This window comes from Paraburkholderia nodosa DSM 21604 (genome assembly GCF_000519185.1).
Taxonomy (GTDB): domain Bacteria; phylum Pseudomonadota; class Gammaproteobacteria; order Burkholderiales; family Burkholderiaceae; genus Paraburkholderia; species Paraburkholderia nodosa.
The window spans coordinates 19,318-34,406 of the sequence record NZ_JAFA01000014.1 but is presented as its reverse complement, the minus strand read 5'-3'; the positions used below and the strand labels follow the sequence as shown (position 1 = coordinate 34,406).

Genomic DNA, 15,089 nt, shown 5'->3' with positions numbered 1-15,089 from the left:
TTGGGTGCTTTCCGGGCGAGCGCAGCAGGACCGCCTGCGCTCGCGCCTGTTTCTGGCTGATGCTGTATCCGGTGCCGCTTACGTGCGGGCCGAGCCGCGCTGGCGGTAGCGGTCGAGCGCCACGGCGCCGACGATCACGAGGCCCTTGATGATGTACTGCCAGATGTCCGAGACGCCGAGCAGCACGAGGCCATTGGTCAGGACGGCGATGATGAGCGCACCGATCAGCGTGCCGATGATCGAGCCCACGCCGCCCACGAAGCTCGTGCCGCCCAGAATCACCGCGGCGATCGCGTCGAGTTCGTAGGACTGGCCTAGCTGCAGGCCGTTGGCTGCGTAGAGACGGGCCGCCGACATCACCGCGCCGAGACCCGCGAGCAGGCCCGACACGGCATAGACGAACATCTCGATGCCCCACACCTTGATGCCCGAGAGGCGCGCCGCTTCCGGGTTGCCGCCCACCGAGTAGATGCGCAGGCCGAGCACGGTACGGCGCAGCACGAACCACGAGCCGGCCACCACCACGAGCGCGATGATCACGAGCCAGGGCACGCCGAGCACCGTGCCGTTGCCGATGAACGCAAACGACAGCTGCGGGTTGAAGATCGTCGTGTCGTGGCCCATGAGGCGCGCAATGCCGCGCACCGCCGTGAGCGAGCCGAGCGTGACGATGAACGGCGGCAGGCGCAGGAGCGCGATGAGCGCGCCGTTGATGAGGCCGAAGCCGAGGCCCACCGCGAGCGCCATGGGCACGCCGAGCCAGCCCCAGCCCACGATGTTCGAGCCGATCATGGCGGCCATGGCGGCGGCGGCCAGCACCGAGCCCACCGAGAGGTCGATGCCGCCCGTGAGAATCACGAAGGTCATCCCGGCGGCGAGCACGATGTTGATCGACGCCTGCTGCGTGACGATCGAAAGATTCTCCAGCGTGAAGAAGCCATCGGTGAGCAGACCGAAGCCGATACACAGCAGCACCAGCACCGGCAGCATGCCGGCAGTGCGCACGAGCGACTTCATGCGCTGGCGATGACCGTCGACCGCGACGCTGCGTGCGGGTTGAGCGCCTTGCGCGGGCTGTGTGGGCGAGGCCGCGACACCGTGCCGGGGAAGAATGCTTTTCATGTCGTACTCCTGAGGGACGTTTCTTGCGTATGCGGTGAAGGTCAAGCGGCTTCGTCGAGCGGTTGCTGCGAGCCGGTGGCGAGTTCGATGATCGCCTCCTGGCCGATGGGTTTGGCCGTATAGCCGCCAAGCTCGCCGGCGAACATGCCTTCGCGCATGACGAGCACGCGGTCGGCCACGCCGATGATCTCGGGCAACTCGCTCGAAATCACGATGATGCCCACGCCGGTTTTGGCGAGGTCGTTGATGATGCGGTAGATCTCCGACTTCGCGCCGATATCGACGCCGCGCGTGGGCTCGTCGAGAATCAGCACGCGCGGCTTCGTTTCGAGCAGACGCGAGAGCAGCACCTTCTGCTGATTGCCGCCCGAGAGCGCGCCCACGTTCACGCGCGCGTTCGGCACGCGAATGGAGAGCGAGCGGATGGCTTCCTTCGCACGCTCGCCGCCGCGCGCGAGGTCGAGCACGCCCATGCGCGCGTCGCGCCCGGCCACGGCGACGTTGATGTTGTCGCGCACGCTCATGTCGAGAAAGAGGCCCTGATGCTTGCGGTCTTCGGTCAGGTAGACGAGGCCCGCGTTGATCGCGTCGCGCGGCGTGTGCACGTTGAGCGTCTTGCCGTCGATGGCGATCTCGCCGCGCACGCGCGGCTCCGCGCCGAAGATGAGGCGCGCAAGCTCGGTGCGGCCCGCGCCCACGAGGCCGGCAATGCCGAGCACTTCGCCCGCGTGCAGGTCGAGGCTGCAGCCGCGTACGCGCTTGTCGTCAGCCACATCGCGCACGGTGAGCACGACCTTGCCCGGATCGTACGGTGCGTGCGCCTTTTTGTAGAAGCCCGAAATGTCGCGGCCCACCATCATGCTCACGAGGCTTTCCGCGTTGAGCGCGTCGCGCATGAGCGTGCCCACGTAGCTGCCGTCGCGCAGCACGGACACGCGGTCCGAAAGCTCGTACACCTCGGCCATGCGGTGGCTGATGTAGATGATCGCAAGCCCTTCGTCGCGCAGCTGGTTGATGAGCTTGAAAAGACGCTCCGTTTCGCGCGACGAGAGCGGCGTGGTCGGTTCGTCCATCACGATGATGCGCGCGTCGCTATGCACGGCGCGTGCGATTTCCACGAGCTGGCGCTCGGCGATGGAAAGCGAGCCGACCAGCGTAGTGGGCCCGAAGCTTGCGCCGAGGCGCTTGAGCACGTCTTCGCAGCCGCGCTCCATGGCGCGGCGGTCGACCGTGCCGAAGCGGCGGCCGCCCTTGCGCAGTTCGCGGCCCGCATGAATGTTCTCCGCAACGGAGAGATTGGGCGCGAGGCTCAGTTCCTGATAGATCACGGCCACGCCCAGCTCGCGCGACGCATGTGGCCCGTCGATCACGACCGGCTTGCCCTCGATGAGAATCTCGCCGCCGGGGTCGGCCTGGTAGGCGCCCGAGAGAATCTTCATCAGCGTGGACTTGCCCGCGCCGTTCTCGCCCATGAGCGAGTGGACCTCGCCGGGGTAGACGGTGAGGCGCACGTTGTCGAGTGCGCGCACGCCGGGGAAGGTCTTGGTGATGCCCCGCATTTCCAGCAGCGGCGGCGTGGACTCAGAGGGCGACATGGCTCTCCTCCTGCGCTTGAGCGTAAGTTTGTGCGCCAGCACCCATGAGGATGCCCGCGCGTGGCGAAAAGTTGAAGAACATGGGGAGCGTGGCCGCGCCGAGCGCCCCCGCATCGGGACCGAAGGTGCCGCGCACCAGGGCGGGCGTGCCGCGCGCCTCGGGCGCGGTGGCTGCAACCGCGAGGCGCAGGCGCTGCATGAGCGTGTCGATGAGGCCGGCGTCCACGTCGGCGTCGAGCACCACGGCGGGCACATCGAGCACGCAGAACGCCGAGCGCAGCGCGGGGGCGAGCGCATCGATGCAGTCGTCGAGCCATTCCTGCACGCCGGGGTGGCCGCGCGCGATGCACGCTTCCAGATCGGCGCGGCTGTCGATCGTCTCGCCGCAATACTGCAGATGGCGGCGCAGCGCGATGAGCGACGCGCGCGACAGCAGGATGTCCCACTGGCCGGGCGGCTTGTGCGCCGAGGGCAGGCGGCTGGGCGGCACGGGCATCACCGCGAAATCGCCCGCGTTGCCGGTGAGGCCGCGCACGCAGTCGCCGTCGATGGCGATGCCGCCGCCGATCGCCGGGCCGAGAAACAGGTAGAGGAAGTCGTCGCGCTGGCGCCCGCAGCCGTAGAAGATCTCGGCGATGGCGGCGGCATTGCCGTCGTTCTCGCTGAACACAGGCAGCGCCGTGGCGCGCGCGAGTTCGCCCGCGAAATCCACGTCGTTCCACACGCGGAAGGTGTCGGCCGGCAGGCCCAGTTCGCGCAGCCAGCTGCCGAGGTTGTACGGCTGCGCCACGCCGATGCCGGCGAGGCGGCTGCGTTCCTCGGTCGTGAGGAGGCCTAATAGCTCGGCGATGTCGCGCTGCACGATCTCCTGCGCGACCGAGGGTTGCGGCAGCAGCATGTCGCGCGAGCGGCGCCCGATCATCTGGCCCGCGAAATCCACGAGCACGGTTTCGATGTTGGTCCGGTCGAGCCGCACGCCGATGGCGAACGCGCCGCGCGGCGAGAGGCGCAGGAGCGAGGCGGGCTGGCCGCGCTGGCCGTCGCGCCGCCCGCTCACCTCGATCAGGCCATTGGCCGTGAGCGAGGTGATGATGGTGCCCACCGCGGTGCTCGTGAGATTCGCGAGACGCGCGAGATCGGCCTTCGACGCCTCGCCCGCGCGACGCAGCGCCTGCAGCAGCAGGCGTTCGTTGAAGCGGCGGACGTTGGCGGAATTGCTGCCCTGACCGACATGCGGACTTCTCACGTGTCTCCTCCGGTCCATTGCAAAACTGAAGAGGTCGGCGCGGGATGAACTGCGTGGCCGACTAAATAAATCAAGTTGATTTATTTAATGCCAGAAATCGGAGGCTGTCAGCCTGGGGAAATCCCGTTAAGGGTAATGGGGCGCGACGAAGGATCCCGGCACGATGCGGGCCCTGATGCAAAAGCTTAGGAGACTTTTACCGCGAAGGGGAAGAAGCGGGGAGCGAGCAGTTGGCGTGCCCGCGCGCGCTGATGTGGCGCGCGGGGCGTAGAGGGAGACGGCGTGGGACTGGGTATTACGACTGCGCTTCGCTCGCATCGCGGCAAGCGAACCATCGGCGCGCCGCGCGTGGCCGCCTGGTGCTTTCCGCGCTTTCCGCTACCTCGCGCCACCAGCGCTCCCCGCGATGCGGCTCGACCAGATCGAGCCGCTCGCCCATGCGCGGCGTGGCGAGCGTCACGCCGCGTGCGAGCGCGAGGCCGGTCACGCGCTCGAACGGGTCCTGCCAGCGATGCATCGCGAGATCGAACGTGCCGTTGTGAATCGGCACGAGCCACTCGCCGCGCAAATCCACGTGCGCCTGCACCGTTTCCTCGGGCTGCATGTGGACGTAGGGCCATTGCGGGTCGTAAGCGCCGGTCTCGATGAAAGTCGCGTCGAACGGGCCAAGCCGCTCGCCGATCGTGCGAAAGCCGTCGAAGTAGCCGGTGTCGCCGCTGAAGAACACGCGCAGGTCGGCGTCGGCGATCACCCACGAAGCCCACAGCGTGCTGTTGCCGTCGAACAGGCTGCGCCCCGAGAAATGCTGCGCGGGGGTGGCGGTGAACTCGACGCCCTCGACGTTCGCGCCTTGCCACCAGTCGAACTGGCGCACCTTCGCACCGTCGATGCCCCATTCGATCAAGCGGTCGCCCACGCCAAGCGGCGTGAGGAACACACCTGTCGTGGCGGCGAGCGCGAGCACGGTTTCGCGGTCGAGGTGGTCGTAATGGTCGTGCGAGAGGATCACGCCGCGCAACGGCGGCAGATCGGCAAGCGCGATGGGCGGCGCGTGAAAGCGCCTCGGCCCGAGGTTCTGGAACGGCGAAGCGCGCTCGGCGAACACCGGGTCGGTGAGCCAGAACTGGCCGCGCAGCTTGAAGAGCAGCGTGGAATGGCCGAGCCGGTACACGCTGCGGTCGGGCGCGGCCTCGAGCTGTTCGCGCGTGAGCGCCTGAACGGGCAGCGCGCCCGCGGGTATGGTGCCGCCCGGCTTGTGGAAGATCATGTTCCACATGATCTTCAGCGTCTTGCCGAGGCCCTCGGCCGGGCGCGAACGCACGTTGCGAAAGCGCTCGCCGTCGTGTTGCGGCGAGGTATGCGATAGCTCGCGGCCGCGTTGTGCGGCGCTCAGGCCCAAGGTACGGCTCAGCGATGCGAAAGGCGAGGTCATGTCGGCGGCTGCCTTTGGAAACAGGAAGTAGACTGCACAGTGTAGTTTATTCTGGCGAAAAGTAAACTGTCTGGTGTAAGATTCTGAAATGGATTGCACCCCAGCCACCCCTCAGCGCCTGACCGACCGCAAGCGCGCCGCCATCGTCGCGGCGGCCATCGACGAATTTCTGGCTTCCGGCTTCGACGCCACGAGCATGGACCGTATTGCGGCGCGCGCGAGCGTCTCGAAGCGCACGGTCTACAACCATTTCCCGAGCAAGGAGGCGCTGTTCGCGTCGATCCTGTGCCAGCTCTGGGACGCGAGCGCGACCGCCGACGCGCCGTCCTACCGCGCCGGCGAGCCGCTGCGCGCGCAACTCGTCGAGCTGCTAATGCGCAAGTTGCGGCTCCTGAGCGACGAAGCGTTTTTCAAGCTCGCGCGCGTGGCGATCTCGGCGGGCATCCACTCGCCCGAACGCGCGCGCGACATGGTGGCCCGCATCGGCGAGCGCGAAGAGGACGTCACAGTCTGGGTGCGCGCCGCCGCCGCCGATGGCCGTCTGAAAACGACCGACCCGGCATTTGCCTCGCAGCAACTGCACGGCATCGTGAAGGCGTTCGCCTTCTGGCCGCAGGTCGCGATGGGCCAGTCCCCGCTCGACGACGCGCAGCAGCGCCAGGTCGCCGAGTCGTCCGCCGATCTCTTCCTCGCGCGCTACGCCTGAGCGCCCGCAAGCGCGCGCGGCCCCGACGCGCCACGGTTTTTCTGGAATAGACTCTTGCCTTTCAGGATCGCAGGCTGACTGAGAGGACACGCTCATGCCATTCATGCTGCTCATCGCCGAGCCGCGCGGCCAGCGCGACACGCGCGCGCCATCCGAAGGCGAGGCGCTCTACGCGCGCATGGTCGAGTTCGCCGACGAACTCGCCGCCGAGGGCAAGCTGATCGACGCGCACGCGCTCACCGCCGACACCAGCGGCGCACGCGTGCAGGTGCGCGAAGGGCGCACGAGCATCGTCGACGGCCCGTTCGCCGAGGCGAAGGAGATGATCGGCGGCTTTTTCCTCGTCGATTGCGCTACGCGCGACGAAGCGCTCGCCATCGCGCAGCGCTGTCCCGCGGCGCAATGGGCGAGCGTCGAAGTGCGCGAAACCGGTCCGTGTTTCCGTTGAGGCGGCGCCTCTCCAGGTAGTTTCCCCAGGCCCGTAAAAAATATCGCTGGCCGTTGTCGATTTCCGTGCGCCCCGCGCGTCGTGTTCATGAGCGCACCCACGGGTGCCGCTTGCTTCGAACACCCGAACGTCACATTCAGGAGAAGACAATGCGATTCATGATCATGGTGCGCGCCAACGCGTTGACCGAAGCGGGCGAGCCGCCCGACGACGTGGAAATATTCGCCGAGATGGCCCGCTATCACGAGGAACTGGCGAAGGCCGGCGTGCTGCTCGACGCCTCGGGCCTGCAGCCCAGCTCGCGCGGCTTTCGCGTGCACTACACCAACGGCAAGCCCACGATCGTCGACGGCCCGTTCGCCGAAACGAAGGAGCTGATTGCCGGCTATACGCTGATCCAGGTCCGCTCGCGCGACGAAGCGCTCGAATGGGCGCGCCGGTTCCCATCGCCGTTCGGCAAGCACGCCGAAGGCGAGGTCGAAGTGCGGCAGCTCTATGAACTCGACGAACTTCCGCAGTGCGAGGGCGTCGAGAGTTTTCGACAGCTCCAGGAAGAGCGTAAGGCATCCTGAACATTTACCCGATCACAGTGAGGCTCCAATCATGCATAAGCACATCTTCGTCAATCTGGGCGTGCGCGATCTCAAGGGCTCGATGGACTTCTTCGGCCAGCTCGGCTTCAAGTTCGACCCGAAATTCACCAATGACAAGGCCGCCTGCATGGTGCTGGGCGAGAACATGTACGCCATGCTGCTCACCACGGATTTCATGCGCGGCTTCACCGACAAGGCGCTCGTGGACGCCCGCGAAAGCACCGAGGTGCTGACCTGCCTCTCGTGCGTGTCGCGCGAGGAAGTCGACGGGCTCGTCGAAAAGGCGCTCGCGGCGGGCGGCACCTCGAAGCGCCCGCCGATGGAGTGCGGCACCGAGATGTACGGACGCAGCTTCGAAGACCCCGACGGCCACATCTGGGAGCTGATGTACATGTCGCCGGCGGCGGTCGAAAAGGGCGCGCACGGTTCGTGACGCAAGCGCGCGACCCTCACGACCCATTCACGGCGACGCGCCGCGCGGTCGAGGCCGTGTGGCGCATCGAGTCGGCGAAGGTGATCGCCCACGCCGCGCGCATCGTGCGCGACGTGGGCGTGGCCGAGGAAATCGCGCAGGACGCGTTCGTCGCCGCGCTGGAAAGCTGGCCCGCGAGCGGCATTCCCGAGAACCCCGGAGCGTGGCTCATGACCGCCGCGAAACATCGCGCGCTCGACCGGCTGCGTCGCGCGGCCTCGCATGCCCGCGCGCACGAGGCGATGGGCGCCGACCTCGAAGCGCTCGAGGCGCACTTCGCGCCCGACTTCGTGGAGGCGCTCGACGCCGCGCGCGAGGACGAGATCGGCGACGATTTGCTGCGGCTCGTGTTCGTGGCGTGCCACCCCGTGCTGCCGAAGGAAGGACGCGCCGCGCTCACGCTGCGTCTGCTCGGCGGCCTCACCACGGCGGAGATCGCGCGCGCGTTTCTCGTGCCCGAGGCAACCGTCGCGCAGCGCATCGTGCGGGCCAAGCGCACGCTCGCGGCCGCGAAGGTCCCGTTCGAAGTGCCGCGCCTGGCCGACCTCGAGCCGCGACTTGCTTCGGTGTTCGAAGTGATTTATCTGATCTTCAACGAGGGCTATGCAGCCACGGCGGGCCCGGACTGGACACGGCCCGCGCTGTGCGAAGAAGCGCTGCGGCTTGGCCGCATGCTGGCGGAACTCGTTCCGCTCGAGGGCGAGGCGCACGGCCTCGTTGCGTTGATGGAACTGCAGGCTTCGCGCCTGCCCGCGCGCGTGGACCGGGCCGGGCGCGCCGTGCTGCTCGCCGACCAGGACCGTAGCCGCTGGGACGCGCTCCTGATTCGGCGCGGGCTTGCCGCGATCGCGCGCGGCGCGGCCTGCGCCGGTGCGCCAGGGCCGTACGCGTTGCAGGCGGCGCTGGCGGCTTGCCATGCGCGCGCACCGAGCGCGGTGGCGACCGACTGGGCGCAGATCGTCTCGATCTATGACGCGCTGCTCAAACTCGACGACTCGCCCGTCGTGCGCCTGAATCGTGCCGTGGCGGTGGGCATGGCGCAGGGGCCGCAAGCGGCGCTCGATCTCGTCGATGCGCTGTGCGCGGAACCCTCGCTGCGCCACTATCCGTGGCTGCCGGCCGCGCGCGGCGATCTGCTGGAAAAGCTGGCGCGCCATGCCGAAGCGCGCGCGGAATTCGAGCGCGCGGCCGCGCTCACGCAAAACGCGCGCGACCGCGAAGTGCTGCTGGCGCGGGCGCAATCGTGCGTGCCGCGCAGTTGAGGGTGTCATCGCCGGAAGGGTCACGCTTGCGCTTCTGAAATATCGGGGCACAACGCTTGCTACCTGTGCGCGCGGACCCACTCTCTTTGCGCGGCCCGGCGCGCAGGCTTCCGATGATTTCAAAAGCGACGATTCTGGCGGTTTCATGCTCGGCCTTGCTGGGCACGGCGTGTGTGCATCTCGGCCCGACGCGCTTGCGCGCCGATCAGGTCGATTACGCAAGAGCGCTCGGCGATGCAAAAAAGCGCGGAATACTCGCGGCGGTGATCGGGTTGCGTTACGGCGACGCGCCCGCCTTTCTCTCGGTGAGTTCGATCATCGCCGCGTATCAATTCGATTCGACGGCGGGCGCGACCGGCAATGTCGGTTCGGGCTCGCAGCCGAACTATGCGCTCGCGACCGGCAGCGTATCCTGGTCGAATCGCCCGACCTTCACGTTCTCGCCGACCACGGGCGAAGCCTTCGCCTCCGCGTACATCCGTCCGCTCGCGCCGGAACTCATGATGCCGCTCGCCGAAGGCGGCATGCCGGTCGATCTGCTGCTGCGTATCGGCGCGCAATCGATCGGCGGGCTGCAGAACGGCAGCGCGCTGGGCGGAGAGGGCAGCGCGGGCTCGGCGGGTTTCTTCCAGTTGTTGCAGGCGCTGCGGCGCCTGCAACTGGCCGGCGAGCTGAACGTGGAGTCGCGCAGCGAGAACGGCAAGAACACGGTGTATCTCGCGCTCGGCGCGACGAACAGCGCGCAGTCGCCGCAAGTTTCGGCGGACCTGGCGCGCGTGCGCGAACTGCTCCATCTCGCGGCGGACACGCGTACTTACGAGATCGTCTACGGGCCCTCGGCTCAGGGCGGCAATCGTATTCCCATGGTGACGCGCTCGGTGCTCGGCATCCTCACGAATATCGGCGCGCAGGTGCAGGTGCCGGACGCCCAGGTGCAGAGCGGCGCGACGAAACCGACCGTCGGGCTGATTGGGGGCGAAACGCGGCCGATCATCATCGTGCACCAGGGGCCGAAAGCGCCGGCGGACGCCTATGTCGCGATCGACTACGAAGGCACGGCGTATTGGGTCGAACGCGCCGACTTCGACTCGAAATACGCGTTCACGGTCCTGCAAAACCTCATGGCGCTCGCGGAGGCCGATACGAGCAGCAAGGCGCCGGTCGTGACGATTCCCGCGAACTAGGCTTAAGCCGTCGCGTCATGCAAAACGCTTGCGCGCGAACATCGCGAGGTCGATACGGCTTTCGCCCTGGGTGATCCGCTCGGCCAGTGCCTCGCCGATCGCGCTGGCGAACTTGAAACCATGCCCGGAAAAGCCGGTCGCGATGTGCACATTCGGGCAGGTGGGCACGCGGTCGATGATGAAATGCTCGTCCGGCGTCATGTCGTATTCGCAGGCGCGGCCCACGCGCAGCTTGCCCGCGCCCGGCAAGTAGCGTTCCAGGAAGGCTTGCAGATCGCCGAGATCGCTCGGCTCGGCGCCGAATGGCGCCAGTGGTGCGTCCGCCGCGAGGGGCTCGCCGGTGTCGTGGCGGCCCAGCTTCAGGCCGCTGCCGTCGAGATCGGGAAACCCGTAATAGCCGCCCACTTCCGAGGCGACGAAAAAGCCCGGGAAGCGCTCCGGCGCAAAGAGGCCGGGCTCGCCCACGAACCACGCGAAACTCTTGCGCACGCGCGTGACCGGAATCTCGAGGCCCAGCGGCGCGAGCAGATCGCGAGTCGATTTACCGGCGCACACGATCAGGTCGCGCGCGGTGAACTTTTCGTTCCTGTCGGTCCAGACGTTGACGCTCTCCCGCCCATGGCACTCGATGCGCGTGACGCGCGTATTCGTGCCCAGCGTTGCGCCGAGCGCGGTCGCGAACTGGCGGTAGGTGCTGATCGCTCGCTCGCAATAGAGCACGCCCGCGCCGGGTTCGAAGTTTGCGATTTGCTCCGGCCGCAGCCGCCACGCGGGCCAGCGCTTGCCGGCAGTGGCGGCATCGAGCGTTTCCAGTGGGATGCCGTGGCTGGCGGCGCTCGCCTGCACCTCGCGCATGTAGGCGTCGTCGGGCGAGCCGATATTGACGACGCCCGTGCGCACGAAAAGGGCAGTCTGCGTTTGCTGCTCGAGGTCTTCCCAAAGCTGCCGGGCGCGCAAGGCGAGCGGCACGTAGGCGGCGCCTTCGCCATAGGCGTGGCGAATGAGGCGGGTCGCGCCGTGATGCGCACCCTGATCGTGAGGCGGATCGCCGGCGTCGAGCAGCAGCACCTTGTTGCCGAGGCGGCTCAGATAGTAGCCGGCCGCCATGCCCATCGAACCGGCACCGACGATGAGCGTGTCGAAATGTCGATGGCTTGCGTTTGTGTCCTGCATGTAGTGCCCCGTGCGCGCCGCGGCGCGCGAACGTGTGCGCGCCCGGTCCCGCCGATCGGGACGGGGCGCCGTAAAGGGCATTCATTGTCGGCGCTTCGCCCGCACCTGTCGAGCGAGGCCCGGCGCGCGCAGGGTCAGGCCCGAGCGCGCCGCTTGCGCGGCCCCGTGGACATGCGTGTGACGAGCTCGGGCGGCGGCCCGAGCACCATGGGCGGCTGCTGGTCCGGTTCGTCGATCAGCCGGATCAGGCTGCGGATCGATAGCTCGGCCACGGCCTCGGTCTGGATCGCGACCGTGGTGAGGGCGGGGCGCATCTGATGGGCGAGCTGAATGTCGGTGATGCCGATCACGGATACATCGCCGGGCACGGCGCGGCCCATGCTGACCAGCGCCTGGATCGCGCCGATCGCGAGCAGGTCGTTGGTCGCGAAGATCGCGCTCACGCGCGGGTGTTGCGCGAGCAATTGCTGGCAGGCCGCGTAGCCGGAGTCGATCGAGTCGCGCACCTGCATCTGCGCCACGTTCGCCGGGTCCACGCCGCCTTCGCGCAAGGCCGTTCGGAATCCTTCCGAACGGGCATCCTGGAGGCCGCCGCAGCCGTCGCCGATCAGCATGGCGATATTTCGGTGTCCCAATTCAAGCAGATGCTGCGCCGCGAGCGCGCCCGCACGCGCGAAGTCCACGGCCACGCATGGCAGCACGGGCGGATTCTCGGGGTGCTCCCACATCGCCAGCAGAATCGGGCCGTTGTGCATGGCCGAGATGCACAGTTCGTTCATGGCGATGTCGGTGTTCATCACGAGCACGCCGTCCGCGAAGGTGCCCGCGATCTGGTTCAGGTAGGCGCGGCCGATTTGCGCGTCGTCGTCGGTGTTGCAGACCATGAGGAAGTGGCCCGCCTTGCGCGCGGCACGCTCGGCCGCGAGCACGAACTCGGGATAGAACGGGTTGGAGATGTTCGAGAGCATGAGCGCGAGCGTGGACGAGCGCCCCTGCGCGAGCGCGCGCGCATTGAGGTTGGGCCGGTAGCCCAGCTCGGCGATGGCCTGCAGCACGCGCTCGGCCGTCTCGGGGCGAACCTTCTCGCGGTTGCGCAGCACGTTCGAAACGGTAGCCGCCGTGACGCGTGCACGCCGCGCGACTTCTGACAAGGTGACCATGTCGGACCTTTCCCACATTCAGGGAAGATGATTCAGATGTTGCAATGCTGCGGCCGGGTTTGCTACTTTTCTCCCACAACATCAACGGAGACAACGAATGCGCGATTATGCCGGATTCGAATTTAAGCGGTTAAATGCACGCTGCGCAAGGGCTGCGGGAAGTTTTCTGCGTAAAAATTTAAGCGCTTAAATTTCGAGGCGAGAACATGGCGACGATACAGCTCTCGGGCGTCGGCAAACGCTACGGCGATCACCCGCCGGTGGTGCGGCGCGTCGATCTCGACATCGGGCATCACGAGTTTTGCGTGTTCCTCGGGCCTTCCGGCTGCGGCAAGTCCACGCTGCTGCGCATGATCGCGGGCCTCGAGGAGTTAAGCGAAGGCGAACTGCGCATCGGTTCGCGCGTGGTGACGGACGTGCCCGCCGCCGAGCGCGGCGTGGCGATGGTGTTCCAGAGCTACGCGCTCTTTCCGCACATGACGGTGTTCGACAACATCGCGTTCGGCCTGAAGATCGCGAAGGTGCCGAAAGCCGAGATCGAGCGGCGCGTGCGCGACGCGGCGGGCAGCCTGCAACTGGAGGCGCTGCTCGACCGGCATCCCAAGGCGTTGTCGGGCGGGCAGCGGCAGCGCGTCGCCATCGGCCGCGCCATCGTGCGCGAGCCCGGCGTGTTCCTGTTCGACGAGCCGCTGTCCAATCTCGACGCCGCGTTGCGCAGCCATACGCGCATCGAGATCGCGCGCCTGCACCAGCGTTTCACGGATGCCAGCGTCGTGTATGTCACGCACGACCAGGTCGAGGCGATGACGCTCGCCGACCGCATCGTGCTGCTGCACGCAGGCGCCGACATGGAGCGTTACGGCAGCGTGGCGCAAAGCGGCGCGCCGCTCGATCTCTATCACCACCCGAAGTCGCGCTTCGTGGCCGGGTTCATCGGCTCGCCGCGCATGAACTTCATCGACGCGACTGTCAACTCGGTGGATGAAGAGGGCGTGCGCGTCACGCTCGAAGGCGGGCAGACGCTGCTTGCCTGTGTGAACGGCAGTGGCTTGCAACGGGGTCAACCGGTTACGTTGGGCGTGCGGCCCGAGCATTTGCGTCTCGACGGCGACGATCAGTCGATTGCGTGCGCAACGGTACTGGCCGAACGTCTGGGCGAGCATAGTTATCTGCACGCGGATCACGCGGCGGGCACGCTCGTCGCGAAAGCGCCCGCCGATTCGCCCATTGGCGTGGGCGAGCGCATACGCTTGCATGTGCCGCCGCAGGCCTGTCACCTGTTCGACGCCGAAGGTGTCGCGTTGCAGCGGCTTGCGGTGGCGCGTGCGCCGGCGCTGGCCTGATTTCGTTATACCCCGCCGGTAGAGCGGGTCACCGGGCCTGGCGGCGGGAGCGTCGTCAGCTTACAAAGGCAAAGCAGGAGACAACAGATGTTCGCTTATCGTTCAACGGTATTCGGTACGCTGGCTCGCGCATCGGCGGCCATCGCAGTCGTTGCGGCTACAACGTTTGCAAGCGCGGCCGCCGACGCCGGCACACTCAACGTCAACGTTTCGGCGCGCGCCAACCAGCGCTCGACCTGGCAGGACGCGTTCGACAAGTTCAAGAAGGCGAATCCCGACGTGGACCTGAAGGTCTCCTATATCGATGAGGAAGCCTATAAGGTGCAGATCGGCGGCTGGCTCGCGACGGATCCGCCCGATGTGGTCTCGTGGCACGACGGCGAGCGCATGGCCTACTACGCGCAGCGCGGCCTGCTCGAAGACCTCTCGGCGGACTGGGCGAAGGACGGCTGGAACGACCAGTACGCTTCGGTCAAGGGCGCGTCGACGTGGAACGGCAAGCAGTATGCCGCGCCGCTCGGCTATGACGCCTATGGTTTCTTCTACCGCAAGGACCTGTTCGAGAAGGCGGGCATCAAGTCCGAACCGAAGACGCTGGACGACCTGGTCGCCGCCTGCAAGAAGCTCAATGCCATCGGCGTGCAGCCCATTGCGGTTGCCGCGCGCGACAGCTGGACGCTGGCCGCCTGGTTCGACTATCTGGACCTGCGCATCAACGGCAACGAGTTCCACCAGCAGCTGATGGCCGGCAAGGTTCCCTATACGGACCCGCGTGTGAAGAAGGTGTTCACGACGTGGAAGTCGTTGATGGACAACCACTGCTTCATGGAAAACGCGCTGTCCTACGACGTGGATTCGATCGCGCCGGTGCTCGTGAGCGGCAAGGCGGCGATGATGCTGATGGGCACGTTCTTCTCGGCCAGCTTCCCGGCGAACATGAAGCAAAACGTGGGATTTTTCCGCTTCCCGGTGATCGACGCGAACGTGCCTATGGCGGAAGATGGCCCCGTCAACGTCTTGCTGATTCCGGCGAAGGCGAAGAACAAGGCCGACGCACGCCGCCTGCTGGCCTTCATGGAAACGCCGGAGATCAATGCCCAACTGGCGCGCGGCTGGGGCCAGCTGCCGTCGAACAACAAGGCGGCCGAGCCTGACGATCCCATCTCCAAGGTGGGCTTTCAGACGCTCGCGAACACGAGTGGCGGCATCGCACAGTTCTACGACCGCGACATGCAGAAGGAAATGGCCGACGAAGGCATGAAGGCCATGCAGCAGTTCTACAGCGATCCGTCGCAGATCGACATGCTGCTCGCGCGCCTCGAAACGACGCGTCAACGCATCTACAAGAAGTAA

The 15,089-nt window shown here is 66.9% G+C and carries 14 protein-coding genes; 8 read left to right on the top strand and 6 right to left on the bottom strand.

Annotated features, from left to right (window positions below):
• Positions 1 to 78: 78 nt before the first annotated feature.
• From A3CW_RS0121220 to A3CW_RS0121205, 4 genes are all read right to left on the bottom strand, one after another.
• The gene (locus tag A3CW_RS0121220; RefSeq protein ID WP_028205362.1) at positions 79 to 1,122 is read right to left on the bottom strand and encodes an ABC transporter permease subunit; all 1,044 of its coding nucleotides are present in this window, start codon (positions 1,120 to 1,122) and stop codon (positions 79 to 81) included.
• A 41-nt stretch (positions 1,123 to 1,163) separates the two neighbouring features.
• Complete coding sequence (locus A3CW_RS0121215; RefSeq protein ID WP_028205361.1) at positions 1,164 to 2,717, bottom strand: sugar ABC transporter ATP-binding protein; 1,554 nt, start codon at positions 2,715 to 2,717, stop codon at positions 1,164 to 1,166.
• Complete coding sequence (locus tag A3CW_RS0121210) at positions 2,704 to 3,963, bottom strand: ROK family transcriptional regulator (RefSeq protein ID WP_028205360.1); 1,260 nt, start codon at positions 3,961 to 3,963, stop codon at positions 2,704 to 2,706. The genes A3CW_RS0121215 and A3CW_RS0121210 overlap by 14 nt, the downstream gene beginning before the upstream one ends.
• Before the next feature lie 295 nt (positions 3,964 to 4,258).
• Positions 4,259 to 5,395, bottom strand: a complete 1,137-nt coding sequence (locus A3CW_RS0121205) for an MBL fold metallo-hydrolase (RefSeq protein ID WP_028205359.1) — start codon at positions 5,393 to 5,395, stop codon at positions 4,259 to 4,261.
• A gap of 88 nt (positions 5,396 to 5,483) precedes the next feature.
• On the opposite strand from A3CW_RS0121205, the gene A3CW_RS0121200 reads away from it, so the two are divergent.
• The 6 genes from A3CW_RS0121200 to A3CW_RS0121175 all read left to right on the top strand — a co-directional run bounded on the left by A3CW_RS0121200 (position 5,484) and on the right by A3CW_RS0121175 (position 10,060).
• Positions 5,484 to 6,101 (top strand): TetR/AcrR family transcriptional regulator, encoded by a 618-nt coding sequence (locus A3CW_RS0121200; RefSeq protein ID WP_028205358.1) that lies wholly within the window; start codon positions 5,484 to 5,486, stop codon positions 6,099 to 6,101.
• A 94-nt stretch (positions 6,102 to 6,195) separates the two neighbouring features.
• Entirely contained in the window at positions 6,196 to 6,549 is a 354-nt protein-coding gene (locus A3CW_RS0121195; protein WP_028205357.1) for a YciI family protein, read from the top strand.
• Positions 6,550 to 6,698: 149 nt separating this feature from the next.
• Positions 6,699 to 7,121 (top strand): YciI family protein, encoded by a 423-nt coding sequence (locus A3CW_RS0121190; protein ID WP_028205356.1) that lies wholly within the window; start codon positions 6,699 to 6,701, stop codon positions 7,119 to 7,121.
• A 31-nt stretch (positions 7,122 to 7,152) separates the two neighbouring features.
• Positions 7,153 to 7,575, top strand: coding sequence for a VOC family protein (locus tag A3CW_RS0121185; RefSeq protein WP_028205355.1), 423 nt, complete (start codon positions 7,153 to 7,155; stop codon positions 7,573 to 7,575).
• On the top strand, positions 7,572 to 8,876 hold the full coding sequence (locus A3CW_RS0121180) for an RNA polymerase sigma factor (RefSeq protein ID WP_028205354.1): 1,305 nt from the start codon (positions 7,572 to 7,574) through the stop codon (positions 8,874 to 8,876). Before A3CW_RS0121185 ends, A3CW_RS0121180 begins: the two co-directional genes overlap by 4 nt.
• Before the next feature lie 113 nt (positions 8,877 to 8,989).
• On the top strand, positions 8,990 to 10,060 hold the full coding sequence (locus A3CW_RS0121175) for a hypothetical protein (RefSeq protein ID WP_028205353.1): 1,071 nt from the start codon (positions 8,990 to 8,992) through the stop codon (positions 10,058 to 10,060).
• 15 nt (positions 10,061 to 10,075) lie between these two features.
• Here A3CW_RS0121175 and solA read toward each other — a convergent pair whose 3' ends face one another.
• Both solA and A3CW_RS0121165 read right to left on the bottom strand, forming a co-directional pair.
• Complete coding sequence (gene solA, locus A3CW_RS0121170; protein ID WP_028205352.1) at positions 10,076 to 11,233, bottom strand: N-methyl-L-tryptophan oxidase; 1,158 nt, start codon at positions 11,231 to 11,233, stop codon at positions 10,076 to 10,078.
• A 134-nt stretch (positions 11,234 to 11,367) separates the two neighbouring features.
• Positions 11,368 to 12,393, bottom strand: coding sequence for a LacI family DNA-binding transcriptional regulator (locus tag A3CW_RS0121165; RefSeq protein WP_028205351.1), 1,026 nt, complete (start codon positions 12,391 to 12,393; stop codon positions 11,368 to 11,370).
• A 206-nt stretch (positions 12,394 to 12,599) separates the two neighbouring features.
• On the opposite strand from A3CW_RS0121165, the gene A3CW_RS0121160 reads away from it, so the two are divergent.
• Together A3CW_RS0121160 and A3CW_RS0121155 are read left to right on the top strand one after the other, a co-directional pair.
• Positions 12,600 to 13,736: an ABC transporter ATP-binding protein gene (locus A3CW_RS0121160; protein ID WP_028205350.1), complete on the top strand. Its 1,137-nt coding sequence runs from the start codon at positions 12,600 to 12,602 to the stop codon at positions 13,734 to 13,736.
• Between the two features lie 87 nt (positions 13,737 to 13,823).
• A complete protein-coding gene (locus A3CW_RS0121155; RefSeq protein WP_051481614.1) occupies positions 13,824 to 15,089 on the top strand; it encodes an ABC transporter substrate-binding protein in 1,266 nt (421 codons plus the stop codon).

Excerpts from the sequence above, each read along its gene's own strand:
- A3CW_RS0121200 (WP_028205358.1), top strand. The coding sequence starts at position 5,484 with ATGGATTGCACCCCAGCCACCCCTCAGCGCCTGACCGACCGCAAGCGC.
- A3CW_RS0121220 (WP_028205362.1), bottom strand. The coding sequence starts at position 1,122 with ATGAAAAGCATTCTTCCCCGGCACGGTGTCGCGGCCTCGCCCACACAG.
- A3CW_RS0121155 (WP_051481614.1), top strand. The coding sequence starts at position 13,824 with ATGTTCGCTTATCGTTCAACGGTATTCGGTACGCTGGCTCGCGCATCG.
- A3CW_RS0121165 (WP_028205351.1), bottom strand. The coding sequence starts at position 12,393 with ATGGTCACCTTGTCAGAAGTCGCGCGGCGTGCACGCGTCACGGCGGCT.
- A3CW_RS0121160 (WP_028205350.1), top strand. The coding sequence starts at position 12,600 with ATGGCGACGATACAGCTCTCGGGCGTCGGCAAACGCTACGGCGATCAC.
- A3CW_RS0121195 (WP_028205357.1), top strand. The coding sequence starts at position 6,196 with ATGCCATTCATGCTGCTCATCGCCGAGCCGCGCGGCCAGCGCGACACG.
- solA (WP_028205352.1), bottom strand. The coding sequence starts at position 11,233 with ATGCAGGACACAAACGCAAGCCATCGACATTTCGACACGCTCATCGTC.
- A3CW_RS0121205 (WP_028205359.1), bottom strand. The coding sequence starts at position 5,395 with ATGACCTCGCCTTTCGCATCGCTGAGCCGTACCTTGGGCCTGAGCGCC.
- A3CW_RS0121185 (WP_028205355.1), top strand. The coding sequence starts at position 7,153 with ATGCATAAGCACATCTTCGTCAATCTGGGCGTGCGCGATCTCAAGGGC.
- A3CW_RS0121215 (WP_028205361.1), bottom strand. The coding sequence starts at position 2,717 with ATGTCGCCCTCTGAGTCCACGCCGCCGCTGCTGGAAATGCGGGGCATC.
- A3CW_RS0121190 (WP_028205356.1), top strand. The coding sequence starts at position 6,699 with ATGCGATTCATGATCATGGTGCGCGCCAACGCGTTGACCGAAGCGGGC.
- A3CW_RS0121175 (WP_028205353.1), top strand. The coding sequence starts at position 8,990 with ATGATTTCAAAAGCGACGATTCTGGCGGTTTCATGCTCGGCCTTGCTG.